This is a genomic window from Streptococcus mitis, assembly GCA_001560895.1.
Taxonomy (GTDB): Bacteria; Bacillota; Bacilli; order Lactobacillales; family Streptococcaceae; genus Streptococcus; species Streptococcus mitis_Q.
The window spans coordinates 837281-861782 of the sequence record CP014326.1; the positions used below are offsets into that span (position 1 = coordinate 837281).

Annotated in this window: 21 protein-coding genes; 18 read left to right on the forward strand and 3 right to left on the reverse strand. The window is 38.3% G+C overall.

Annotated elements, in window-relative coordinates; genetic code table 11:
• Positions 1-536: 536 nt before the first annotated feature.
• The gene (locus tag AXK38_04145) at positions 537-1442 is read left to right on the forward strand and encodes an aquaporin (protein AMH88487.1); all 906 of its coding nucleotides are present in this window, start codon (positions 537-539) and stop codon (positions 1440-1442) included.
• Positions 1443-2374: 932 nt separating this feature from the next.
• On the opposite strand, the gene AXK38_04150 is transcribed toward AXK38_04145, so the two are convergent.
• Positions 2375-2674, reverse strand: coding sequence for a nucleoid-associated protein (locus AXK38_04150; GenBank protein AMH88488.1), 300 nt, complete (start codon positions 2672-2674; stop codon positions 2375-2377).
• Positions 2675-2859: 185 nt separating this feature from the next.
• On the opposite strand from AXK38_04150, the gene AXK38_04155 reads away from it, so the two are divergent.
• The 5 genes from AXK38_04155 to AXK38_04175 are packed head-to-tail and all read left to right on the forward strand — an operon-like array spanning position 2860 to position 7502.
• Positions 2860-3732, forward strand: a complete 873-nt coding sequence (locus tag AXK38_04155; protein ID AMH88489.1) for an iron ABC transporter substrate-binding protein — start codon at positions 2860-2862, stop codon at positions 3730-3732.
• Between the two features lie 5 nt (positions 3733-3737).
• Complete coding sequence (locus AXK38_04160) at positions 3738-4952, forward strand: peroxidase (protein ID AMH88490.1); 1215 nt, start codon at positions 3738-3740, stop codon at positions 4950-4952.
• Positions 4927-6624, forward strand: coding sequence for an FTR1 family iron permease (locus AXK38_04165; GenBank protein ID AMH88491.1), 1698 nt, complete (start codon positions 4927-4929; stop codon positions 6622-6624). The genes AXK38_04160 and AXK38_04165 overlap by 26 nt, the downstream gene beginning before the upstream one ends.
• A complete protein-coding gene (locus AXK38_04170) occupies positions 6617-7348 on the forward strand; it encodes a preprotein translocase subunit TatC (GenBank protein AMH88492.1) in 732 nt (243 codons plus the stop codon). Before AXK38_04165 ends, AXK38_04170 begins: the two co-directional genes overlap by 8 nt.
• On the forward strand, positions 7332-7502 hold the full coding sequence (locus tag AXK38_04175; GenBank protein AMH88493.1) for a preprotein translocase subunit TatA: 171 nt from the start codon (positions 7332-7334) through the stop codon (positions 7500-7502). The genes AXK38_04170 and AXK38_04175 overlap by 17 nt, the downstream gene beginning before the upstream one ends.
• 142 nt (positions 7503-7644) lie before the next feature.
• Here AXK38_04175 and AXK38_04180 read toward each other — a convergent pair whose 3' ends face one another.
• Positions 7645-7887, reverse strand: a complete 243-nt coding sequence (locus tag AXK38_04180; GenBank protein ID AMH88494.1) for a 50S ribosomal protein L31 — start codon at positions 7885-7887, stop codon at positions 7645-7647.
• A gap of 95 nt (positions 7888-7982) precedes the next feature.
• Complete coding sequence (locus AXK38_04185; protein ID AMH88495.1) at positions 7983-8918, reverse strand: phosphoesterase; 936 nt, start codon at positions 8916-8918, stop codon at positions 7983-7985.
• Positions 8919-9021: 103 nt separating this feature from the next.
• Between AXK38_04185 and AXK38_04190 the strand changes: the two genes are divergently transcribed.
• The 12 genes from AXK38_04190 to AXK38_04245 all read left to right on the forward strand — a co-directional run bounded on the left by AXK38_04190 (position 9022) and on the right by AXK38_04245 (position 24492).
• Complete coding sequence (locus AXK38_04190) at positions 9022-9465, forward strand: flavodoxin (protein AMH88496.1); 444 nt, start codon at positions 9022-9024, stop codon at positions 9463-9465.
• A 115-nt stretch (positions 9466-9580) separates the two neighbouring features.
• The gene (locus AXK38_04195) at positions 9581-9847 is read left to right on the forward strand and encodes a hypothetical protein (GenBank protein AMH88497.1); all 267 of its coding nucleotides are present in this window, start codon (positions 9581-9583) and stop codon (positions 9845-9847) included.
• Positions 9844-10218 carry a camphor resistance protein CrcB gene (locus AXK38_04200; GenBank protein AMH88498.1) on the forward strand — a complete coding sequence of 125 codons (375 nt, stop codon included), beginning with the start codon at positions 9844-9846 and terminating at the stop codon, positions 10216-10218. The genes AXK38_04195 and AXK38_04200 overlap by 4 nt, the downstream gene beginning before the upstream one ends.
• Positions 10212-10559, forward strand: a complete 348-nt coding sequence (locus tag AXK38_04205) for a camphor resistance protein CrcB (protein ID AMH88499.1) — start codon at positions 10212-10214, stop codon at positions 10557-10559. Before AXK38_04200 ends, AXK38_04205 begins: the two co-directional genes overlap by 7 nt.
• A 239-nt stretch (positions 10560-10798) precedes the next feature.
• Positions 10799-11665 carry a replication initiator protein gene (locus tag AXK38_04210; GenBank protein ID AMH88500.1) on the forward strand — a complete coding sequence of 289 codons (867 nt, stop codon included), beginning with the start codon at positions 10799-10801 and terminating at the stop codon, positions 11663-11665.
• Positions 11666-11987: 322 nt separating this feature from the next.
• Positions 11988-12305 (forward strand): hypothetical protein, encoded by a 318-nt coding sequence (locus AXK38_04215; GenBank protein AMH88501.1) that lies wholly within the window; start codon positions 11988-11990, stop codon positions 12303-12305.
• A gap of 253 nt (positions 12306-12558) precedes the next feature.
• Positions 12559-15144, forward strand: a complete 2586-nt coding sequence (locus AXK38_04220) for a hypothetical protein (protein AMH88502.1) — start codon at positions 12559-12561, stop codon at positions 15142-15144.
• 135 nt (positions 15145-15279) lie between these two features.
• On the forward strand, positions 15280-17478 hold the full coding sequence (locus AXK38_04225; protein AMH88503.1) for a hypothetical protein: 2199 nt from the start codon (positions 15280-15282) through the stop codon (positions 17476-17478).
• A 16-nt stretch (positions 17479-17494) separates the two neighbouring features.
• Entirely contained in the window at positions 17495-22933 is a 5439-nt protein-coding gene (locus AXK38_04230; GenBank protein AMH88504.1) for an adhesin, read from the forward strand.
• Between the two features lie 71 nt (positions 22934-23004).
• Positions 23005-23424, forward strand: coding sequence for a hypothetical protein (locus AXK38_04235; GenBank protein ID AMH88505.1), 420 nt, complete (start codon positions 23005-23007; stop codon positions 23422-23424).
• Positions 23425-23505: 81 nt separating this feature from the next.
• Positions 23506-23733, forward strand: coding sequence for a hypothetical protein (locus AXK38_04240; GenBank protein AMH88506.1), 228 nt, complete (start codon positions 23506-23508; stop codon positions 23731-23733).
• Positions 23734-23742: 9 nt separating this feature from the next.
• Positions 23743-24492, forward strand: a complete 750-nt coding sequence (locus tag AXK38_04245; protein AMH88507.1) for a conjugal transfer protein TrbL — start codon at positions 23743-23745, stop codon at positions 24490-24492.
• Positions 24493-24502 lie beyond the last annotated feature (10 nt).

A 24502-nucleotide genomic window follows, 5' to 3' on the forward strand; every position in this document is an offset into this window, starting at 1 on the left:
CTATTAGGAAGATAAATGAATTTCTAAAAATCTTTTAGTAGTCATAGTGCACTATTCTAGTTTCAATAAACTATATTTTTGTGAGGACGAAGTAATACAATATATAAAATAGTCAGTTCAAGGCAGGATATAATGTCTAAGGAGTTACTAATGGCAAGTATGTCCTTTATTTTGATATTTTTCCTAATCCAACAGACACTTGCACTTTGAAACCCGTTCTCTAATCAATTCAAACACTATACTTATTCAAATATATCGTGCTCGATGCAGGTTATGGTAGCGAATAAAACTATGTTTTTATTTGTGAATGGTGAAAGATACTGCTTATTCCCTATACCATGTATCAGAAGGAATTAACTTAAAAGCATCAGACTAGCACAGATAACCTAATGAATTGGAAATATATTGAAAACAAAGATTAGTTTATAAGATTTGGAATCGTTTTCTGTCATAATCTTTCAGGAAAGTAGTTGCTAAAAGATCTAAAAATTGATAGAATAATGATTGTCTAAAAAATTTTAAGGAGAATCTATCAAATGGATTTCACATGGGCAATTAAATATGCCACTGAATTTTTGGCCACTGCTCTTTTGATCATTCTTGGAAATGGTGCAGTTGCCAACGTTGAACTTAAAGGTACGAAAGGTCACCAAAGTGGCTGGATCGTTATCGCTGTTGGTTACGGTATGGGGGTTATGATTCCTGCCTTGATGTTTGGTAACGTATCTGGAAACCACATCAACCCAGCCTTCACTCTTGGACTTGCAGTCAGCGGTCTATTCCCTTGGGCACAAGTTGCGCCTTATATCATCGCACAAGTTTTGGGTGCTATCTTTGGTCAAGCCTTGGTTGTGGCAACACATCGCCCATACTACTTGAAAACTGAAAATCCAAACAACATCTTGGGTACTTTCTCAACAATTTCAAGTTTGGATAATGGTTCAAAAGAATCACGCTTTGCAGCAACTGTTAATGGTTTTGTAAACGAGTTTGTTGGTTCATTTGTCCTTTTCTTTGCAGCGCTTGGTTTAACTAAAAACTTCTTTGGTGCTGAACTAGTGTCAAAAGCGCAAGCGGCTATCAATTCTCAAGTTGCTCAAGCAACTACTCAAGGTCAAACAATTCCTCAAGAACAAGTGACAGCAGCACTTGATCAAGCTAAAGAACAAGTAGCACCATTTATGACATCTGGTCTTGGAATTGCTCACTTGGCACTTGGATTCCTTGTTATGGCCTTGGTAACATCACTTGGTGGACCTACAGGACCTGCCTTGAACCCAGCCCGTGACTTGGGACCACGTCTCCTTCATGCTTTTCTTCCAAAATCAGTTCTTGGTGAGCACAAAGGCGATTCAAAATGGTGGTATTCTTGGGTACCAGTAGTAGCACCTATCGCAGCAGCAATTGCAGCAGTAGCTGTTTTCAAATTCCTTTACCTATAAGAAATTGAGTTCTCTATCCATTGTAATGGATTGAAGCAAAGATAAGATCTAGAAAGGGCAAATTTTGTCCTTTCTTTTTTGATATTGCGAATTGTAAAAAACTGTTTTTTGAAGTTGTCAAAGTTTCGAAAATAAAAGGTATTGCATTGGATAAGATTATTATTCTCTCCTAATTTTATGTTGGAACAAGGTAATTGAAGGGCGGTGATTATGAGGCTGGGACAAAAAGATTTTGATTTTAGGAATTCTTTATTATAAATTTTTAAAATCGATAGATTAGACAAAAAAGCGAACAATACAGAATTCTGAGTGTCAGATAACTCATTTTGTTCGCTTTTTATATTTAATGTTAGACTTTTGTCCTAGACCCAGCCTGAAAGCGAGGAAGAACTAGCTCTAGATTCTTCTCAATGAGTACGCAAAACCTTACTTTAGAAGTAAAAATGTAAGAGATTATAGTGGTGCTTTAATTCTTCTTAGTAACTCAAGAGTGTCTCTATAATCTCTTTAGTAGTTAAGCGCATACAAAAAGTAGGCGATACAATAGTTTACTGCTGTGCTGTTAGTAGAGGTTGATGATCATGTACTCATGAAATTTTTGATTAAATTGCTTCATGGTTTGGCATGACTTACAACTTGCCTTAAGTATTGAAGTAGAATAGTCTGGTGGACTGTTTTAGCCGGAATTTAGGAATATAATAACAAATGGTAAAAAGGATTAAGAATGATTTTAGCGTTTAGGACTTAGTATGAGAAAAAAAGTTTTCAATATCAAGCAGTTGTGATAAAATGTAATTGTCCCATAGGATTCTTTCTAATGATTGTTTGATTGCTTTTCATTATAGATTTTATGGGACTTTTTCTACATCAAAATAGGCTCCATAATATCTATAAGGGATTTACCCACTATAAATATTATAGAGCCTTTTTTATTAGAATGGCAATTTCCCGGCGAAAGCACCTAGTTTTTTCTTGGTAGTTTCATCGATTTGTTCAAGAGCAGAGTTGATAGCTTGAACAGTCATATCTGAAAGTGTTTCAAGGTCTTCTGGGTCAACGACAGCTGGATTGAAGTCAATGCTGACAACTTTCTTATCGCCAGTTAAGGTCGCTTGGACAAGATCTTGAGCAGATTTGCCAACAAATTGCATAGCAGCAAGTTCTGCTTGGCTTTGTTCCATTTGTTTTTGAAGTTTCTGTGCTTGACGCATCATATTTTGCATGTTCATCATGGTGATTTACTGTTTCCTTTTACAATTATTTTCTTTCCTATTTTATCAATTTTGAGGTTAAAAGTCTAATATTAGTTTAAATTTAAAACATTAAATTGTCTGAAAATTTATTGAAAAATGAGTGAAAACATGATATAATGAAACGTAAAATTAATTCAGGGAGCCTGAACCAATAGGAGTATACAATGAAAAAACTAGGTTTTGTCCTTTTATCTTCAGCCTTGCTATTGACTGCTTGTGCTAATAATCAATCTAAGCAAAGCAACACAAGTGATTCCTCTAAGGTGACAGCCTTGTCTGAAGACAAGCAAAAAATGCTTGATAAGGCCACAGCTGACTATAAGACTTTTGTGCAAGAGCAAATCGATAAACTGTTGACAGATACGGAAGGCTTTGTCAAACTGTTGAAAGAAGGCAAGTTAGAAGAGGCTAAGAAGGTTTATCCACTGATTCGTATGTCTTATGAGCGTTCAGAGCCGATTGCCGAGAGTTTTGGTGAGTCAGATGTCAAGATTGACTTCCGTTTGGCAGACTACATGGACGAAAACAAGACAGAGGAAGGTTGGTCAGGTTTCCACCGTATCGAACGTATCCTTTGGGAAGACAATACAACTAAAGGAACTGAAAGTTACGGCGATCAGTTGGTCAATGATATCAAGGAATTGAAAGCCAAGATTGCAACTGTAGATGTGGACTACAAGGTTATGTTGACTGGAGCAGTTGACTTGCTTAACGAAGTAGCGACAAGCAAGATTACAGGTGAAGAGGAAATTTATTCTCATACAGACTTGTATGACTTCCGTGCCAATATCGAAGGTGCTGAGAAGATTTTCCAACTCTTTAAACCTTTACTAGAAAAATCAGACGCTAACCTAGTTAAAGAATTGGAAGCAGATTTCAAGTCTGTTAATAGTTTGCTGGACAAACATATGACAGACAAGGAACACTACAAACTCTATACAGATTTGACAAAAGAAGATACCAAAGAATTGTCAGAAGCGGTGACAAAACTTGGTGAACCTCTATCACAAATGGGTAAATTTCTTAGTGGAGAATAAGAGTTATGACTGAAAAAGACGAAAAGTTTTTTGAAAAGAAAATGGACCGTCGAGAATTTCTAAAAAAAGCAGGGATTGGAGGGGCTGGTTTAGCGCTAGGGCTCTCTGGTGCTTCTGCTTTTTTCGCACCTAAGCTAGGAAGTCAGGAAAAAATCTCGTACGGAAATGAAAAAATTGCTTTTTATGGCAAGCATCAAGCTGGGATTAGTACGCCCATGCAAAAAAATATCTATTTTGTTGTCTTAGACTTGCATACGACGGATAAGGATAAGATTATCCAGTTGTTCAAGGATTGGACGGATTATAGTGCCAAATTGGTAGAGGGAGAATTGGTCAAAAAAGACGGCCAGAATACTCTCTTGCCTCCTAGCGATACTGGGGAAACAGTCGGGCTTAACCCGCATCGTTTGACCCTGACTTTTGGTGTCTCTGCCAGTTTCTTGAAAAAGATGAACTTGGAAAACAAGCGTCCTCAATTGTTCAGGGATTTACCGCCATTCCCTAAAGAGCAATTGCGTGAAAAATATACTGGTGGTGATATTGTCATCCAGGCCTGTGCAGATGATGAGCAGGTTGCCTTTCATGCGATTCGCAACCTCATCCGTAAGGGGAGAAATGCCGTGACCCTCCGTTGGAGTCAGTCTGGATTTGCAGCAATCGGGGATCGAATGGAGACTCCGCGTAACCTCTTTGGTTTTAAAGATGGAACAGCAAATCCAAGCAAGGAGAAAGACTTTGACCGCGTTATCTGGGCTGATAGTAAGGACTGGATGGAAAATGGTTCTTATATGGCAGTTCGTCGGATTCAGATGTTTTTAGAGACCTGGGACCGCACTAGTCTTGAAGAACAGGAAAATACCTTCGGTCGTTACAAGGAAAGTGGTGCCCCCTTTGGTAAGAAAAATGAATTTGATGAAGTGGATTTGAGTCTCTTACCTGATGATTCGCATGTTCGTTTGGCTAAGGAAGTGGACAAGCCACTTTTGCGTCGTTCTTATTCTTACTCTGATGGGATTGATGAAAAGACTGGCCAGTTCGATACGGGTTTGCTCTTCATTTCTTTCCAGAAGGATCCAGATAACTTTGTTAAGGTTCAAACCAATCTAGGTGCTACAGATAAGATGAATGAATACATTACTCACATCGGTAGTGGACTCTTTGCTTGCTTTGGTGGTGTGGAGAAAGGAGGCTACATTGGTCAGAAATTATTGGAAGGCTAGAAGCTGGTTATTGGTTTTAGTTCTGTCATTTTTAATTCTTTCCCCAGTAGGTGCCCAAGAAAGCTTGAGTTCTTACTTTGTAAAAATCACAGATGCTTCTAAAGCGGTCAAAAATGGGAATCAGTCTGAAGCCCAGAAACTCGTTCAGGAGATGGCAACAGACTTTGAAAGAGTAGAAGATAGCAATTCTGAGGCTGGTAAGGTTGTTAAGGAAAAGTTAGCTCAATCAGGCGAGATTACTGAAGACAAACTAACCGAAATATCTGCAGCCCTATTAGCCTTTGAAAAAGAACAAAATCCTGTTGACCTAGATGCGGAAAAGGAAAAGTTGGTAAACCGTCTAAGTCCTCGTTTTGAAGCCTTGGAACAAGCCATTGCCTCCAAAGATTTGGAAAAGGTTCGAGAAGCCTTTAAGAAAATGAATTCCACTTGGACCATCAATGAAAGTGTGGTTCGTGACAATAGTACAGCCCATTATGGCCGTGTTGAAACAGCTATTTCTTTCTTGCGTAGTAGTATGGAAACCGAGCCTACAGATTTTAACTCAATCCAGACTTCCTTTGAGAACTTAAAAAAGGCTATTGATGATTTTGTAACTGGAAAAGAAATAGCAGCAACATCTTCGGATTTGACTCTCAAAGACGGCATTGCCCTTTTGAAGAAGGCTTTGGAACAATTTCAAGCTGGTGATCAAGCATCAGGAGCCGCTAGTATGAAGGAATTCATCACTATCTGGCCAACAATTGAAGGTTCTGTTAGCACGACCAATCCTTCCCTCTATACTCGAGTGGAAAGTGAAAGCCCTGTGATTATGGTCAAGGGAAGTGAAAAGGAATACCAAGAAAAATTAGAAAAACTGATTGCAGATTTATCACAAATTGATACCAGTGCACGTTACAATGCCTTTGATGCTATGCTGATTCTCCTGAGAGAAGGTGTAGAGGCTCTTTTAATTGTCATGGCCTTGGTAACAACCTTGAAAGCAGCCAAGATGCGAAAGGGACTTAAGTGGGTTTATGGTGGTGCTATCACTGGAATTATGGCCAGTCTGGTCATTGCTTTCATCCTGCAAATTGCCTTTCCAGCAGTAACATCAGGTTCCAATCGTGAAATCATCGAAGGAGCAGTTGGGATTTTTGCAGTTGCTATGATGATTTTGATTGGAATCTGGCTTCACAGCAAATCCTCAGTCAAAAAATGGAATACCTTTATGGAGTCACAAATGGAAACGGTGACCAAGACAGGTTCCTTTATTTCCATGTTTGCTCTCAGTTTCCTAGCTGTTTTCCGTGAGGGAGCAGAAACCATTCTCTTTTATGTTGGAATTTTACCAAGGATTTCCAGTTTTGAATTTGTCTTGGGAATTTCACTTGCCTTGCTGATTCTAGTAATTATTGCCATCGTGATGAACAAGGCCAGTCAATTCTTCCTGCCACATAAGGTTTTCTTTATCTTGACATGGATAATTTATGCCTTAGCCTTTAAGATGCTTGGGGTTAGTATCCATGCTCTTCAGTTGACCAATATGGCACCAAATCACTTGCTGACAGGATTTCCAACAATCGACCTGCTTGGAATTTACCCAAGTTGGGAAGGTTTGATCAGTCAGCTAATCTTTATTATTATTATCTTGATTGTCACTTTCAGACAGGGTGAAGAATACGATGGATAGAAAAGAATTGACAATCGTTGAACATCTGGTAGAATTTAGAAAGAGATTATTGGAAGTGGTCATTTGTTTCTTTTTGGTATTCTGTGTCTCCTTGCTTTTCGCAGACCAGATTTACCAGTATGTGACCCAATCTTTTCAGCAAAAGTTGATTGTTTTAGGGCCAAATGATATTTTATGGATTTACATACGCTTAGCTAGTCTGATGGCCTTTACTATCACCCTACCTTACACGGTGTATCATATTTGGTCTTTCATTAAACCTGGTTTAAAGAAGGAAGAAGCTAGAGCTATTTTTGCTTATATTCCAGCTAGTTTCCTTTGTTTTCTAGTTGGACTGGCTTTTGGTTTTTACTTTGTAACACCAGCCTTACTTCAGGTTTTATTAGGGCTAGGAGAAGGACTATTTGAAACGCAGTTAACAGCCCAAAATTATCTGTCCTTTGTTTTTCAAACGACCTTGCCCTTGGCTCTGATTTTTGAATTGCCGGTTATCATTGCCTTTTTGACGTCGATTGGGCTCATTGGACCAGAATTGTTGATTGCTTATCGCCGATATGCTTATTTTATCTTATTGGTACTTGCAGTCATCTTGACACCAGCCGACTTTGTTAGTGATTTGGCAATGACTGCCCCCTTGATTTTACTCTATGAATTGAGTATTGCTATCAGCAAACACATTATGAAACGCAAGCAGAAAGGAGCGAGAAATGGGAATCTTACGTGATATCGGAGCACCAGGATTGATTATCATCGTTTTAGGAGCTCTCTTAATCTTTGGACCAAAACGATTGCCTGAACTAGGCGAATCAATTGGTAAAATGCTGTCCGAATTTAAAAAAGCAGTTAAAGGAACTGAAAATCAAGATAAAGAAGAGTAAATCTGGCCTAATTAAAAAACTTTGTACTCTGGTAACCATTGTGTGGCAATCGAGAGTGCAAAGTTTTTTTGAGGCTGGAACATGAAAACAGCAGTTAATTTCAAGAAACAAAAAAGAACAGCTGAAACTGTTCTTTTTATCATTATTTGAGACCGTATTTTTTGTTGAAACGATCCACGCGTCCATCTGCTTGAGTGAACTTTTGACGTCCAGTGTAGAATGGGTGTGAGTCTGATGAAATTTCCACACGGATCAATGGGTAAGTTTCGCCTTCGAACTCAACTGTTTCGTTAGAGCGTTTTGTTGAACCGCTAAGGAATTGGTAACCAGTAGTTGTGTCCATGAAGACAACTGGGCGATATTCTGGATGGATATCTTTTTTCATTTTGCAATATTTCCTTTCTGCCATGGTCTCTTTGCGAGCCATAGATTGTTACCATACTAGTCTATCAGATTCTGAAAAGTTTGGCAAGTATTTTATCAGTTTTTAAGCAAGTTTTTTAACTTTTGGTAGATGATTTCGTTTTCTTCTAGACTATAGGAATTGGCACCACTTGCTAGAGGGTGGCCTCCACCATCATGTTCTTTGGCAATTTCATTGATAGGATGGATTTTACTGCGTAAGCGAACGCGGTAGTGGCCATCAGTCTGTTCCACAAAAATTCCCCAAAGACTAACACTGTCAATGCGTCCAGGTGCACCCACGATAGCTGCAGTTTCAGCATCGGTCACATTGAATTGTTTCAAGATTTCTTGACTCAGGATAACTCGAGCTACACCATTTTCATCTACTTCCAGATGGTCGTAGATGTAGCCTTGAAGTTTAGCAATCTTGTAGCTCATAGTATCCATTTTACGAGTGAGAGCCGCAAAGTCAAAGTTCTGTTCTCTCAGATAGGCAGCAAGGCGAAGAGTCCGTGCAGTTGTAGAAGGGTAGAGGAAACGACCTGTATCACCAACAATTCCTGCAAAAAGTAGCTCAGCAGCTCGATCTGACAAGGCCAGATGGGTTGTTTCAGCAAATAGGGTAATCATCTCACTAGCGCTGCTTGAACTAGTATCCACCCAAGATAGGTCACCGTATACATCATCATTTGGATGGTGGTCAATCTTAATGAGAAAATCACCTTGACTATAGCGTTTATCATCGATTCGTGCAGTGTTAGCCGTATCACAGACGATGACAAGGGAGCCTTGGTAGGCACTATCTTCAACAGAATCCATTTCAGCCATCCAAGTAAGAGTTGGTTCATCAAAACCAACGGCTTTGATGGTTTTTTCGGGGAAATGATGTTCCAGTAAGGCTTTCAATCCCACCTGACTGCCTAAGGCATCAGGGTCTGGTTTCATATGGCGGTGAATGATAATCGTGTCGTATTCTTTGATTTTTTCTAAAATTTGATGGCAAATGTCCATAAATAACCTCAATTCTTTCTCATTTCATTGTAGCACAAGAATTTTTATTTTTAAAATGAAAAAGATGTGATATAATGGAGAAAGATAAATTGAGGAGGACGATATGGCATTAGCAAAAATTGTATTTGCCAGTATGACCGGTAATACCGAAGAAATTGCAGATATTGTAGCAGACAAATTACGTGACTTGGGCTTGGATGTTGATGTTGATGAATGTACAACTGTTGACGCTTCAGACTTCTTGGAAGCAGACATCGCTATCGTTGCGACCTATACTTACGGTGATGGAGAATTGCCAGATGAGATGATGGACTTCTACGAAGACTTAGCAGACCTCAACTTGAATGGCAAAATCTACGGAGTGGTTGGTTCAGGAGATACCTTCTACGATGAATTCTGTAAGGCTGTTGATGACTTTGACCGTGTCTTTGTGTCAACAGGAGCAGAAAAAGGTTCAGAGTGTGTTAAAGTTGATCTTTCTGCCGAGGAAGAAGATATCGAACGCTTGGAACAATTCGCAGAAGAATTGGCTGCTAAAGTAGGATAAGCATAAGAGTGCGCTGATGTAATCAATCAGTGCATTTTTCTTATCGTGAGTTGGGATTTTACTAGCCTATTTGGTGGCTTTTTGATACAATAATTCAAATAAAGGAGGAGACTGTATGGATTTAGATATTATTCGTCAAGAAATTGATCAAATCGACGACCAAATCGTAAAGCTCTTAGAAGAACGAATGCATTTGGTTGAGGGTGTAGTTGCTTATAAGAAAGCCTCAGGAAAACCGATTTTAGATACTAAGAGAGAAGAAGTTATTTTTGAAAAGGTTAGAAGTCGTGTAGAGGACAAGCGTTATCAGGAGACTATCGTCGCGACTTTTTCTGACATACTCAAACGTTCGCGTGATTACCAGGATCAAAACATCAAATGAAAAAAGAACAATTTTATCCGCTAGGAATTTTTCTAGCTGCCATGGTGGGTGGACTTGTCCGCTATCTGGTTTCTACTTGGTTACCAGCCAGTCCTGACTTTCCTTGGGGCACTCTCTTTGTCAACTATCTGGGAATTTTCTGCTTGGTTTATCTGGTAAAAGGCTATCTGGTCTATAAGGGTACTAGTAAGGGCTTAATTTTAGCGTTGGGGACGGGTTTTTGCGGAGGTTTAACAACCTTTTCTAGCTTCATGCTTGATGCTGTAAAACTGCTTGATACAGGGCGTTATCTTAGTTTGGTCCTGTATTTGCTTTTGAGCATCGGTGGAGGCCTGCTTTTGGCTTACTATTTGGGGAGGAAGAAATGGTAATCGTCTATCTTGCAATTGCTTGTGGTCTTGGAGCGCTCGTACGATATTTCTTTTCCCGCTATAATCAAACTTCTAAATTGCCACTCGGAACGCTTATAGCCAATCTTTTGGGTTGTTTTTTAATTGGATTATTCTACAATCATGTGGAGTCTAAGGAAGTCTATGCTATTCTAGCAACTGGATTTTGTGGAGGTTTGACAACTTTTTCGACTTTGAATGACGAACTCCAAAGGTTGCTAAGCGATAAGAAGGTATTTTATTCTTACCTGATTTTGACCTACCTAGGTGGTTTAGTTGCGATTTTTTTAGGAATTCTGCTATGTAAGTGTCTAGTGTTTTGAGATAAATAGAAAATATTGAACTAACGGAAAATCCGTTAGTTCTTTTTTGTATTTTGGGAGGAAAAATTATGAGACGAAAAAGTAAGGAGAGAATTTCAAGAGAGATGATAATCCAGTTTTTGATGAAGGAAACAGGTTCAACACGAAAAGAAATAATAGCAAGTATAGGAGAACTTGAGGCCTTTGGGTTGATAGGATTTACCATGAATGGTGACTTTAGACTGAAAGAGGTGTAATTTATGAAACAAATTCAGTTTATTAGTGCTAGCCATTACCAGACATCAGATCGCTTTTATGCCTTACCAAAGGTTTTGTTTGAAAATCCTATTTATGAGGATATGAGGTTAGATGCAAAAGTCGCTTATGCCATGCTTAAAGATAGACTAGATCTTTCTTTCAAGAATAATTGGATTGATGAGAATGGAAATATTTATCTGGTTTATTCCAACTCTAATTTGATGAAGATACTAAGTTGCTCGAAATCTACCCTATTAAGAATTAAAAAGCAACTCACAGAGTATGGATTAATTCATGAGGTTCAACAATCTACAAGTAAATCAGGAAATCTAGCTAACCGAATTTACCTTGGTCTCTTGCAAGATGACACCGTTGCTAGAATGGTTGATAAATCAGGTGACTCCAAATCTGATACTAGGGGGGTGTCAGATTTAGACCAGGGGGGTGTCAAAAAAACACCAGGGGGGTGTCAGATTTATACGGGCCTGGTGTCAAATTTAGACCCTAACGATACTGAATATAGTGAGACTAATAATAAAGACACTGAATTAGTTATTTATGAGGAGGACGAGGAGAGGTTCCCTAGAAATTCCCAAAATAATAAACAAGACAGACTTTCCAGAAAAGTTGATAAAGCTAGCAAGTATGATAAGGATTATATTTATGATTTAGTTTATTCTCAACTTTTAGAAGAAAATTACTCAGATACGATGGCAGCCTATATCATGATGCCATTTGAAGAACGCTATCGATATGCTTTAGAAAATATGCGATTTGCCCGTTCATCAGAAGTAATTGCTGAATATGTTTTTAATGGGTTACTTGCGATTTACAATAGTAACGCTCGAAAGTGTATTGAAAATCATTAAAAAAATTATTCAGAAAGTAATTTTTATATGTGATATCTGACCTGAGCAAGTCCTAAAACTACTCTTGTTCTTTGAAAATTGAATATCCCCACTGTCCCGATTAGCGCAGTCTAGGCATAAAAAGAAGAATAGGGGCGGTGTGTATCTAGAAAGTATATCTAGTGCTGACTGCATTATGTAAAGTCACGGTTGACTTGTCCCGTAAGACGAAAGAGTTTGCGATTTCTAAACTATAAATCGTGCGTAAAAAACACAGTAGAGATGCTACGGCATCAACTCGGCATGGCTGTAAATCAGCCTTTGATTCAAAAAGGAGGACAATATGAATCAAATAAAATCAACTAGTGAGGTTACACTCACTGACTTAAGACGACTAGGTTTGCAAGGTGATGTAACCGCACGGCTTGCAAGTGGTGAAGAAATGAAATTAACTAGTAAGTATGGTCTTATTCCAAAAAAAGGATATGTGGCAGGAAAACTTCAAACCGTTGAAATGATTGCAGAATACTCTAAAATCTATAGAGATATACGCACCATTAAACGTGGAGATATTTTAGTTGCCAGACGAATTAAGCAAGGTAATAAAACTATCTTACAACTAACCGGTAAAGGTTATCACCGACCTAGCGGTAAAATTTAACAGATAGAGTCCTCATCTATCTGTTTTGGGGAGCAAGGAACTGTTTCTTTGTTTCTGAAAGCAGATAGGTGATGTTATGAAAAGGTGAAGAAATGAGTATTATACAGATCATAGTTACAGCTATTCTTTTATCATCAGGGATTCTTGTATCTATGACTTTTATACCAAATAAATTGTCTGATAAAATCTTACGAAAACTAAAAGACTATTCAAATAAGCATTGTTTTAAATAGTATCAAAAAGGAGAAATCAAATGGAAATGATGAATGAAGTTAAGAAAGTTTTATTGGCTGGCGCAATCGTAACAGCAGCAGTTGGAGCAACGACTCAAGCTTCCGCTGAAGAATTAAAGCCTACAGAGCCAATTTCAGGGAGCCAACAGAAGAAAGCAACTAAAAAAACAGTTACAGAAACTGATGTTGCTATCTCCCAAGCAAATGTGGATCAGGCAAACACAGTTGTAAAAAAACATGAGGATATTGTAAACACAGCTCAAAATGAGGTGAACGATGCTGAGAAAGTAGTTGAAGAAGCTACAGAAGCTGTTACTCAAGCGGAGAAACTTGTCCAGGAAGCTACTCCTAAAAATATCCAGGATGCAAAAGAAGATGTTTCTGAAAAAGAGGTTGCTGAGAAGAAGGCTCAAAAAGAACTGTCCTCTGCTGAAGAGCAACAAAAGCTAGCTGAAAAGAATGTTACTGATCAGGAAGCAAATGTCAAAGAAGCTACTAGAAAACTTGTTGACAAAACAAAAGAAGTTACAGATGCAAAACAAATTGTAGTTGAAAAACAAGCTGTTTTAGACGGCACTGGAGTTTCAGGCATTGTTGCCAATGCTGAAGCAGCTAAGCGAAACTTAGAAATGAGCGAAGAAGCTGAATCACAAGCTCGAAAAGATTTGGTGACTGCTAAAAAAGCGGATGACCAACGTGCTTCTAAACTGAAACAGGCAGAAGCAGAGGTAATGAGTACTGAAGGAACTAGGTTGTTGAAAGCGAAGGAGCTAGATCAAGCAACCACTCAAGCTACTAACGCTGAAAATCAGTATCGAGTAGCTAAATATAATCTATCTAAGGCTCAAAGCATCCTGAATAGTTTGACAACAACCTCTATCACTTATCCTGCTGGCTATGTAGAAGCTTTAAAGGCTTACTTCAATAACCCCACTGAAGAAAATTCAAATAAGTTACAAGAAATTGCCAAGAAAGGAATGACTGCTGCTGGATTTAGCTCTCCAGATGGTGGTGAGACTTATTACGGCAATCCAACTTCTCCATTTAAGCAGAGTGAAGCAGATAAAAAGACTGTGATTGCTGATGTCAATCATTTGTCTGCTGAAGTTCAAGATGAACTTGCCATTTTCAATGCACATTTGATTAATGATTTCCGTCGATTGATGGGAACAGATGATATTCCAGTCTTAGTGAATCGAGATATGCAGAAAGTGGCACAGAAAGCAACTCAACTATCTACTAATCAGTACGGCCATGACCTAGATGCTTTGAATACTGTTGCGAAAGAAGTTGGTTTGAATCAAGGCAATCAAGGTCTGCTTGCTGAAAATATAGGCTTCCAAAATGCAAATGATGTAGTCACATTAGCTGATCTGAAACAACAGGCATACAACAACGTGGTTATGATGCTGTTTTATGATAAGCACGCTGATTGGGGCCATGCTTTAAACTTTGCAGGACTAGATCGTAAGTCAGTCACGCTACAATATATCGGTGTAGCAACTCGAAAGACAGATCTTGGTTTGATTGCGATGCACTATGTTGGAACAGATTCTAAAACAATTGATTTGCTGAAAAATGGTTTCCATCAAAATGTTAAAGTTGATACTAAGAACAATCTAGCTAGTCTTCAGGAAAGAATTCAAGAAGCTAGAAATTCTGTGGCACAGGTTCAGGATACTTATGATACTGCAAAAACGAATCATAAGGATGCTCAAGCTAGAAAAGAACAAGCACAGACAGAATATACTCAAGCAGAAGTTACTGCGCAAAATGCAGTGACTAATCGTAATGATATTCAGAATATTGCTTTAAAAACTCCTGAAGCAGAAGCTAAGTTAAAGAAGGCGGAGGCAAACCTTGAAAAAGCTGGTTTAGAAAACAAACAAGCGCAAGAGGCTCTGGAACAGTTGAATGCAGACGTACAAAACAAACGTGAAGTACTTGCGTTAGTTAAAGATAAACTAGCTGAAAAACAAACTGAATGGAAATCACTGAATGAAGCTTTGACTGCTGAGAAAGAGGCATTGATTACTAAACAAGGTGAACTTACTCGAATTAAAGAACTAATCCTCAATCGCCAAGCCTTACTTTCAGCATCAACGGAAGCCCTGAAAGCATCAAAAGAGCGAGTGGAAGTTTTGAAGAATGCCCCTCAGCTATTAGAAAAGGCAAAAGTTAATCTTGAAGCTGCTCAAGAAGTTTTGAAAGAAAAGAAATCAATTCTAGAGTTAGCACTAGCAAAACTAGAAACTGCAAAAGCAGAACAAAGAAAGGTATTAGAGGCTCATAAAGAGTTGTTGTCGGCTTATCGTGATTATCTGGAAGCACAACAAGAAATTGAGCATCAAAAAGAGTTGACTATTCAAAAAGCAAGCATTGAACAAGATGGAACTCATTCTACTCCAACAGTTCAAAATGGTAAGACTGCGAAGTATGTGCACGATCAAGTTGCAAAAGTCAAAGATCCAGTCTATCAAGCACCTGCTGCAAGATATGAATTACCTAAGACGGGGGAAAAATCTTCTAGTCATTGGCTCTTGGGGATGGTAACTATTTCACTTTTAAGTTTGTTGAAAATCAAACGAGAATCTAAGGAAAATTAAATTTATTAAAGTCATCAAGGTTTCTTGGTGACTTTTTGATTGGAGGAAAAATGATAATTGTATATTTTAGAGCAAGGGATCCATCAACTATATCCGAAAGAAAATATTCCAATGAACAATTAGAAAGGTGATACTATGAAAAAAACATTTAGCTATAGAAAATATGGGAAACGTTTATGTTCTGTAGCATTAGGACTCGTTGCAGTTGGGATTGTCGGTTCGGCAATGGCTCAAGCAGATGAATCTAAAAATGATTCTTCAGCTAAATCAGCTGTGACTGAAAAAACAGAGCAGAAGGATCCAGAATCTTCTGGGGTGGACGAAAAACAGGTTAACAATAATAAATCCGACAAATTCAAGGATTTGGAAAAGACCAAAATCGAAATTGAAAAGGTCAAGAAAGATGCGCCTAAGGTTAAAAATCCTAATCCAGAACCAGTTGATCCTAAACAACCTGATTTTTCTCCAGAACTAAAAACTATTGAAAATACAGTAGTAACTGGTGAAGATAAAGCAGGATCTAATGAGCTTCAGTTTAAGACAAAAGCTCCTACAAATACTAGTACAACAAATGAAATTGCTCCTCTTACGACTGTCCATGTATATGACTACTCTAGTTCTTATGCCGGTAAAGTAAAAGATTCACTTCGTTTGAGTAAGAAGATTATCGAGGCCAATAAGAACCCTCAAAGTCGTCATATCATTCAGCTTTACCCAGATAATTACGGTCAAACTTCATATCATGCAAGTACTAAAAAGGTTATGAACGACACTAAAGGAATTTCTTCAACTCTTCTAACAAAACAAGAAGCACTTGAAATTATTGATAACTTGTTGAAAATTAACGCACCATCAGAAAAAGATCCTACTTACCAAAACTATGGTCAATACTTCCAAGGTTTGGCAAATGCTCTAGGTTCACACCGTTACCTAGATGAGTCTGTAGATGTTGTTGTTCCATTTGAAGAGATTGTTGAAAAAATTACAAAACCTTCTGATACTGTATCTGTTATCCAATACACTGACGGTTGGATGGATAAAGGTAAACCAGAAGAAATGGACAAATCTTTCGCTGAGTGGGCTAAGAAACGTGCTAAAACATTTATGTCAGTTGTCAACCGTAACCAAGTTACGGATAACGACACTAACTCCATGCGTTCAATTGAGCAAATGAAAGAATTGGGTCATCCTAATATCTACGATATGACTGGTAAAGACAAGTCAATTTTAGATGCTGAAGTGGTTAAACAGTTTATGGAAACTGCTACTGTCAAAGTACAAACCTCTAAGGGCGCAGATCAAACAGCTCAAGTTGCCATCGGTGGAGATGGAATAAAAATCACTAAGGCTTTGTTAAAAGGTGGTAAAGTCAATAAAGAATTACCGGTCAAAGATGGGAAGGTTGATTTTTCAGAAAAACTACCTGATGGTGATTACTCAATTGTTTATAGCTTTACTGGAGAAGGTACTGCAACAGGTACAGTGTCATTAGATGGAAAAGAAGTAGCTAAGAAATCTGACTCTATCAAAAACGAAGGTGGAGCTGTTACTGCTGATTTCCGAACAGCGGACGGAAAAGAAATTCCTGGGCAAAGCGATATCACAATTATCGAAGCTGGTAAGGAGATTGGTAGTGAATGGAAGGCAACTGAAGTTAAGAAGGAACTGACTGTTGATGGTGAAACCTATGTATTGACTGGAGAACCTAAAGAATCTTCTGGAAAAGTTACTAAGGATACTGTTAAACTACATTATCTGTATGAAAAGAAACCAGCAGATAAAAAGGTTTATTCTTTAACAGTCAAGGTTCTGAATGCTTTAACGAATGAGCAGATTGATCAGGATATTCTTGTAGCTAAGGGATTCTCTGGGGATGATTATGATATCAAAGCTCCGACTGTTGATGGATTTGAAGTTACCCTTAAAGAAGGAGAAGAGAAAGGGAAGTTTGCTGAAAATGACCTTTTGCTGACTTACTTGGCACATGAAAAGGGCGAGGAAGTTAAAGCTATCTTTGTAAACGAAAAGGGTGAGGAACTCAAGAATTCTGAAGTTATTTCTAAAACTGGAGAGCTTGTAGGTAAAGACTGGAAATTTGATCGTGATGTTGAAACAGAAATTACAGTTAAAGATACAACTTATGTTTTGAAGGCAGTTCCGGAAGAATTGGAAGGGAAGGTTTCTTCGGATAAACAGACACTTAAGTTTGTTTATAAAGAAAAAGAGAAACCGGTTGAACCAAAGAAAACGGAAGAAAAAGCTGTTGAACCAAAGAAGGAAGAGCCTAAAAAACTTCCTAAAACTAGTGCTGTAAAGGATGTATTGAATGGGTAATAAAAAAGGAGAATGAATGAAATTTAATAATGAGACACGAGCTTTCGGTTCAATCCGAAAAACAAGACGATGGGGAACGTGTGGAGTAATTCTTGGTCTAGCTGCCTTAGGTTTGATGACTAGTCCAGTTAGAGCAGATGAACGAACTGAAAATCCAGCCACAAATGCTCCATATGCACAGACGAATCCAACGGTGGATTCTACAAACGACCAAGGTAGTGCAGAAAAATCAACAGGTTCTGTTGAAGTCACTGTTAACCGAGAAAAAGTAGAGTCAGCGGTATCTGCTGCTAAAGAAGCGGGTTTGACGGTTAAGGCAACTGAGGTTGATGGTGGTTTAGTTACTAACTCTGATGAGTTAGCTAAGAAAACTGCTGAGATTGAATCTAGTTACAACAAGCAAGCGACTACTATTGTAGAAGAGTCTAAGAAGTACAAAGAGGAAGTAGAAACTCGTACAGAAGAAATTAAAACGATTACTACTGAGAACAAGGAAAAGAAAGATTCTTATGACAAAGCTAAAGCTCAATATGATAAAGACTTGGCAGATGCTACTGCTAAAAACGCACAGATTGATAAAGACAATCAAGAAAAGAATGAGCGTTTGAAAGCGGAGAAAGATCGTGTAGCAAAAGAAAATGAGCGTATCAAACAAGAAAATGCTTTAGCTAAAACTAATTATGAGAAAGCTTTAGCAGATAAAGCTAAGCAAGATGATGATATTGATAAGGGAAATGCAGAAGCTAAGAAAGCTTACGAAGAAGCTCTAAAAACTTGGACCAATAACCAAAATCAGTCTGAGGCAGGTTTAACGAAATACAAAGAACAATTAGCTAAGTATGAAAAGGACTCAGCAGAATATAAACGAAAATTGGCAGAGTTACAAACACAACAAGTCCAAGGACGTACAAATGGGGTTACAATCTACGGTGAGTTTGACGAGTCTAAGCGTGGTTCATTAGATTACTATTCTAAGCTCACTGCAGTATTTGATGAAGACCCTACTCTTGAGGTAGTTGATGGTGCGCTTGGAGCTAACAAAAACACTACTATTACCTTAGATAAGAACCTTAGACTAGACCCAAATAGTTCAACCCCTCTCCATAATTGGATAAATGACTCAAGATATGGAGGTGCGCTTATTACAGGTATCGAACAGGGATCTGAGTTTACGCTACATAATGTTGGTCGTACTAAGTCAGGAAAAACGATTTCTGCTAAATTGACTTCTCGCTCTACCCCAGTCCCTGAACATAGGATAGAAGGTAGTGCAGAGACTTATACACGATTGGCTGTATGGTGGTACAAAGATGGTTCTACTGGACCTGTATCTCCAGTGGGTTTCAATCCATTTAATTACTTAAACGTTGAGTGGGATATCGCTTATTTCGATGAAGCCACTAATGAACCAATTAACTTGGGTACAATTGCTATTTATTCTGATCTTGATTATGGTCAAGCGGTTAGACATACTTATGGGGACAACAATGTTGGTATTGTAGTAAATCCTTGGGGATCTAAGGTAGAGGCTAATGTAGTCAGAGGAGAGACATACTGGCAAGGTGTCAAAACAGATGGTATTCATGATAGTGATGATCCTAGCGGTCTTAACCAGTGGAGAGCAGGTGAACCTTGGCTTGTTGGTGTAGACGATTTCCGAGGTACTCCTGAAGGAACTATCCTAAGTGTAGGTAAAGGTACTACTCACCACTTAACTTACTTAGCAAATGGTAAACGGTCTTTAGCTCCTTACACGGAGGCACAGTCACGTGCATATAGAGCTTATGTTCAAGATAATGACAGAACAGCGGGTAGAAAAATCTCCTCTGATTTGGAGATTTATGCAGCAGAATACGCCTTTCAACTTTGGGGTGGTCGCTCTGTCATTAATCAACTAGAGGAGCCGAAACCGCCGCTTAAACCAAGTGAATCTACAAAACCAAGACCTTTAGAACCTGAATATAAGGAGAAGAATAAGACTCCATTGACACCTCCTACGGAGAAACCTTTATTAGCCTCACCAAAAGATGAACCAGATACACCTCACGTTCCTACTCCGAGTGAACCTCCTAAACCAGATTTGAAACCTGTGCCAAATGAGGTCGCACCAAGAGAAGTTGAAGTTACTTACACTCGCTTGAGAACTACGCCTACTGTAGAAAAATTAGTTAAGAACTCTGCAGGTACAAATGTAAATAATTCATCAGTACCTAAGCTATCCGAAGTTGTTTGGGAACTGGAAACTAAGCCTCTTGCAGCAGACAGAAAAGAAACCACAATCTATGAGTTAACGGACAACTTACCTCAAGGCTATCTACTTGATTTAGCAAAAACTGTAGATCAAAACCAAGACTTTACTGTAACCTACGATAAAGATAAGCATCAGTTGAAAGGTTTACTTAAAGCTGAAGGTTTAGCGAAAGTAAATACTGATTTAAGTAAAGCCTATAAAGCCCCAGTTCTTAAGGTTTATGGTACAGTAACAAATGATGGTGCAACCTATAAGAATAATTTCCATTTGAACTTAAACAATGAGTTTGAGTCTTATTCAAATATTGTTAAGGTAACAACCCCAGGTAAACCGAACGATCCAGACAATCCGAATAACAATTTGATCAAACCTCTCAAACACAATCATAACAAGGATGGTGTTATTATTGATGGTAAAACAGTTCTAGCTGGTTCAACGAATTACTATCATATAACCTTGGATTATGATCAGTATAAAGGGATAAAGGCAGATCCATCTGCTATTCTAAAAGGCTTTGGTGCGATTGATGATTATCCAGAAGAGGCAGTGACTATTAATCAATCAGATATTCGTTATATTGATAGCGAAGGAAAAGAAGTTTCTGGTATTTCAGTGTATCAGTACAATTCTATTGAATCTGTTGATAATGATAAGGTTAAAGCCTTTCTAGATAGTTCTGAAATTAAGCCTAAGGGAGCTTTCCAAGTATTTTTAGTGGATGATCCAGAAGCTTATTTTAACCAATATATCAAAGCAGGCAAATCTGTTACAATTATTGATCCAATGGTAACTAAGGAAGAATTGCGAAATACAGGAAAATCATTTGAGAATACGGCTTACCAAGTTGATTTCGGTAACGGATATCAAACTGATACAGTTGTAAATAATGTTCCTACTGTTAAACCAAGCAAAAAGAATCTGAACAAGGCAGGTGTAGACATCGATGGGAAACAAGTCTTGGCAGGTTCTGTCAACTACTACAAGGTAACGGCAGATTATAGCCAATACAAGGGCATTGAAGTAGATAAAGACCGTATTGCCAAAGGGTTCTATATCGTTGATGATTACCCAGAAGAAGCTGTTACGATCAATCAAGACGGTGTTCAAGTAACCGATTCTAAGGGTCAAGTAGTTAAAGGTTTGAAAAAGGCTCTTTATGAGAGTCTAGATAAGGCACCATCAGGCGTACAAGAAGCTCTGAAGTCTAGCAATTTCACTCCGAAAGGAGCGATTCAAGTATTCGAGGCGGAGAATCCAGAGGAGTTCTACAAGACCTACGTTCAAACTGGAGAAGTTCTGACGATTACTAATCCAATGACTGTTAAGAAGGAATTGGGTCAAACAGGTGGTAAGTATGAGAATACAGCCTATCAGCTTGATTTTGGTTCAGCTTATATCACGGAAACAGTTGTAAATAATGTTCCTACTGTTAAACCAACTAAGAAGAATCTGAACAAAGCAGGCGTGAACATCGATGGGAAACAGGTCTTAGCAGGATCTGTAAACTACTACAAGGTGACGGCAGATTATAGCCAATACAAGGGCATCGAAGCAGATAAAGACCGTATTGGTAAAGGGTTCTATATCGTTGATGATTACCCAGAAGAAGCTGTTACTATCAATCAAGATGGTGTTCAAGTGACGGATTCTAAAGGTCAAGTTGTGAAAGGTTTGAAAAAGGCTCTTTATGAGAGTCTAGATAAGGCACCATCAGGTGTCCAAGAAGCCTTGAAGTCTAGCAATTTCACTCCAAAAGGGGCTATTCAAGTATTTGAGGCTGAGAATCCAGAGGAGTTCTACAAGACCTACGTGCAAGCTGGAGAAGTTCTGACGATTACCAACCCAATGACTGTTAAGAAGGAATTGGGTCAAACAGGTGGTAAGTATGAGAATACGGCTTATCAGCTTGATTTTGGTTCAGTTTATATCACGGAAACAGTTGTAAATAATGTTCCTACTGTTAAACCAACTAAGAAGAATCTGAACAAAGCAGGCGTGAACATCGATGGGAAACAGGTCTTAGCAGGATCTGTAAACTACTACAAGGTGACGGCAGATTATAGCCAATACAAGGGCATCGAAGCAGATAAAGACCGTATTGGTAAAGGGTTCTATATCGTTGATGATTACCCAGAAGAAGCTGTTACTATCAATCAAGATGGTGTTCAAGTGACGGATTCTAAAGGTCAAGTTGTGAAAGGCTTGAAGATGAGTCTTTATGATAGCCTGGATAAGGCACCATCAGGTGTCCAAGAAGCCTTGAAGTCTAGCAATTTCACTCCAAAAGGGGCTATTCAAGTATTTGAGGCTGAGAATCCAGAGGAGTTCTACAAGACCTACGTGCAAGCTGGAGAAGTTCTGACGATTACCAACCCAATGACTGTTAAGAAGGAATTGGGTCAAACAGGTGGTAAGTATGAGAATACGGCTTATCAGCTTGATTTTGGTTCAGCTTATATCACGGAAACAGTTGTAAATAATGTTCCAAAGATTGAACCGAAGAAAGATGTAGTGATCGACCATCTAAGCAAAGAAAGTTTGGATGGAAAAGAGGTCAAACTGAATCAAACATTTAATTACAAATTAGTTGGTTCCCTAGTGCCAAAAGATCGCTCAGAACAGTTATTTGAGTATAAATTTAGCGACGACTATGATGAAACACATGATGATTATCAGAGTGTCTATCAAGTGTTTACTGCTGTAGATTTTGAAACAAGTGACGGCCAAAAATTCAAAGTTGGTGATGAATTAACTAAGTTCACAAGTCAGGTAGTAGACAAGGCTAAAGGTAAAGTAGATATTAGCTTTGATGAAACTTTCTTGAAGTCAATTTTAGAGACATCAGAATTTCAAGCAGAAGTATATCTACAAATGACACGCATTCAGTCAGGAACAGTAGAAAATACTTACTATCATACTGTTAACGGTGTGGAGGTTGTTTCTAATACGGTTGTGACTCATACTCCAGAAGAACCAAAACCAGAAGAACCTAAAAAGGAAGAACCAAAACCAGAGCCAAAGCCGGAACCAAAACCAGAGCCAAAAACTCCTGAAGAAAATCCGCAGAAACCAGTAACTCAACCAGAACGAAGCTTGCCTTCGACAGGGGAGAAGGATTCTGCAGATTTACTTTTAGCTGCTCTAGCAATGGGAAGTGTTGCTACAGGCTTGCTCTACAGCAAGCGTAAGAAAAAAGAGGCTTAGAATACTCTAGGAACCTTTAAAATAAGCTATTTTTATGGTATAATAACGGTAAATCGTGGAGGAGTAGAGTTATGAAATTTGGGAGTGATTTTTCCTGGTTATGGGTAGCAATTATTAGGATTTTTACAGCTCCCTTTTATATCATTCTTTGGTGTATTAATGTTGTGAAGTCTGCTGTAGGTATGTTTTTATTCTGGATTATAGGAAAGATATGCCTGACACTTGTGTTACTTGCATTGTTAGCTGGTATACACTATCTTTTTAAAGAATCCAGTGAAAAATTTTTATCAGCTATTCTTGGATGGTACTATCCTAATATTATGGGGTGGTCCACTGAACCATGGATGACTTCTGGTCAAGTGTTTGAAGCTCCCAAAGGGGCAGTTAGTTTTTTCCCATATCCACATATTGAAGCTACCATTATGATAGTACTTACTCTTCTAGTAGCTACTGTTCGGACGATTTATCGTGAAGAATTTGATGAATTGTAAAAATAGTATTGTGTTTGGCACTGTAGAAATTTCTACAGTGCCTTTTGTTATAAAAAAAGAAATTAAAAGAGGTAAAACAAAATGGAAATTATTACAAAAATTATTACGGGTCTTGGTGTAGTTGGAACAATCACAGGTCTTATCTGGATCTGGAATGGTGCGGTCGATTATATTCAAGGAAGAAAGAACAAAGATAAGCAAAGGCAAGATGATGGGTCTGATTCTATGATTAATGGTGCATTTTTAGCTGTTGCTTCTGCTGGGATTGCGGCTGCAGTTGTTGCATCACTGTCTCAACTAAAATTTTAGGAGTAGCCTATGAATTTAGATATTAGAGAGCTGACAAGCTCTCTTTCTAGTTACAGCTCTGCGACAAACCAAGCTGTAAATATAATGGCTGATGCAGTCAGACCTATTGGGTATATCCTTTTAGGTCTTTTTTTCTGGTTTGAAATGGCATCGTGGTCACAAATGGTCAAGTCGAGGGGAGGTTCGCTAACCCAAAAGATCTGGTTAGAGGCTTTAATGAAATATTTATTTGCCTTAATCATGATCTCTGCCTCATCTCAAATTTGTGATGCCATTCTGGAATTACTTAATATTATTGTAAAGGTAATTGCGCATGTAACACCAACAGTCACAACGACAATTGATTCAAACATTTCTGGCGGAAAAGGTTGGTTTGAAAAACAAATTATTGGATTTGTTGGTTTTATTGTCGGTAAAGTTTCTAACATTATTCTAGGGATTATTGTTTTCCTACGTTACTTGGATTTGTATATGCTTAAAGCCATAGCTCCATTGTTAGTAGCGTTCTTTATGATGGATTCGTTGCGATCTGTTACGATTAACTTCCTGAAATACTTTGCAGCATCTGCCCTTATTGGTGTCATCCTAATTATTGTTTCTGTTGTATATGATTCGATTGTGGCAACAGATCTTCTCAAGGTTACGACTGCAGACAATGGTACTTGGGGAACGGCCTTTGCTTCAATTGCCAAGGGGGTTATCTATATCTTTGTAATGGTTGGCTCTAGTCGAAAAGCCAAGCAACTTTTAGGAGTATAATCCATGTTTA

What these genes read in the sequence shown, in the direction of transcription:
- AXK38_04190 (AMH88496.1), top strand. Translation starts at nt 9,022, where the DNA reads ATGGCATTAGCAAAAATTGTATTTGCCAGTATGACCGGTAATACCGAA.
- AXK38_04195 (AMH88497.1), top strand. Translation starts at nt 9,581, where the DNA reads ATGGATTTAGATATTATTCGTCAAGAAATTGATCAAATCGACGACCAA.
- AXK38_04205 (AMH88499.1), top strand. Translation starts at nt 10,212, where the DNA reads ATGGTAATCGTCTATCTTGCAATTGCTTGTGGTCTTGGAGCGCTCGTA.
- AXK38_04200 (AMH88498.1), top strand. Translation starts at nt 9,844, where the DNA reads ATGAAAAAAGAACAATTTTATCCGCTAGGAATTTTTCTAGCTGCCATG.
- AXK38_04220 (AMH88502.1), top strand. Translation starts at nt 12,559, where the DNA reads ATGGAAATGATGAATGAAGTTAAGAAAGTTTTATTGGCTGGCGCAATC.
- AXK38_04240 (AMH88506.1), top strand. Translation starts at nt 23,506, where the DNA reads ATGGAAATTATTACAAAAATTATTACGGGTCTTGGTGTAGTTGGAACA.
- AXK38_04235 (AMH88505.1), top strand. Translation starts at nt 23,005, where the DNA reads ATGAAATTTGGGAGTGATTTTTCCTGGTTATGGGTAGCAATTATTAGG.
- AXK38_04225 (AMH88503.1), top strand. Translation starts at nt 15,280, where the DNA reads ATGAAAAAAACATTTAGCTATAGAAAATATGGGAAACGTTTATGTTCT.
- AXK38_04160 (AMH88490.1), top strand. Translation starts at nt 3,738, where the DNA reads ATGACTGAAAAAGACGAAAAGTTTTTTGAAAAGAAAATGGACCGTCGA.
- AXK38_04145 (AMH88487.1), top strand. Translation starts at nt 537, where the DNA reads ATGGATTTCACATGGGCAATTAAATATGCCACTGAATTTTTGGCCACT.
- AXK38_04245 (AMH88507.1), top strand. Translation starts at nt 23,743, where the DNA reads ATGAATTTAGATATTAGAGAGCTGACAAGCTCTCTTTCTAGTTACAGC.
- AXK38_04230 (AMH88504.1), top strand. Translation starts at nt 17,495, where the DNA reads ATGAAATTTAATAATGAGACACGAGCTTTCGGTTCAATCCGAAAAACA.
- AXK38_04175 (AMH88493.1), top strand. Translation starts at nt 7,332, where the DNA reads ATGGGAATCTTACGTGATATCGGAGCACCAGGATTGATTATCATCGTT.
- AXK38_04185 (AMH88495.1), bottom strand. Translation starts at nt 8,918, where the DNA reads ATGGACATTTGCCATCAAATTTTAGAAAAAATCAAAGAATACGACACG.
- AXK38_04210 (AMH88500.1), top strand. Translation starts at nt 10,799, where the DNA reads ATGAAACAAATTCAGTTTATTAGTGCTAGCCATTACCAGACATCAGAT.
- AXK38_04180 (AMH88494.1), bottom strand. Translation starts at nt 7,887, where the DNA reads ATGAAAAAAGATATCCATCCAGAATATCGCCCAGTTGTCTTCATGGAC.
- AXK38_04215 (AMH88501.1), top strand. Translation starts at nt 11,988, where the DNA reads ATGAATCAAATAAAATCAACTAGTGAGGTTACACTCACTGACTTAAGA.
- AXK38_04155 (AMH88489.1), top strand. Translation starts at nt 2,860, where the DNA reads ATGAAAAAACTAGGTTTTGTCCTTTTATCTTCAGCCTTGCTATTGACT.
- AXK38_04170 (AMH88492.1), top strand. Translation starts at nt 6,617, where the DNA reads ATGGATAGAAAAGAATTGACAATCGTTGAACATCTGGTAGAATTTAGA.
- AXK38_04150 (AMH88488.1), bottom strand. Translation starts at nt 2,674, where the DNA reads ATGATGAACATGCAAAATATGATGCGTCAAGCACAGAAACTTCAAAAA.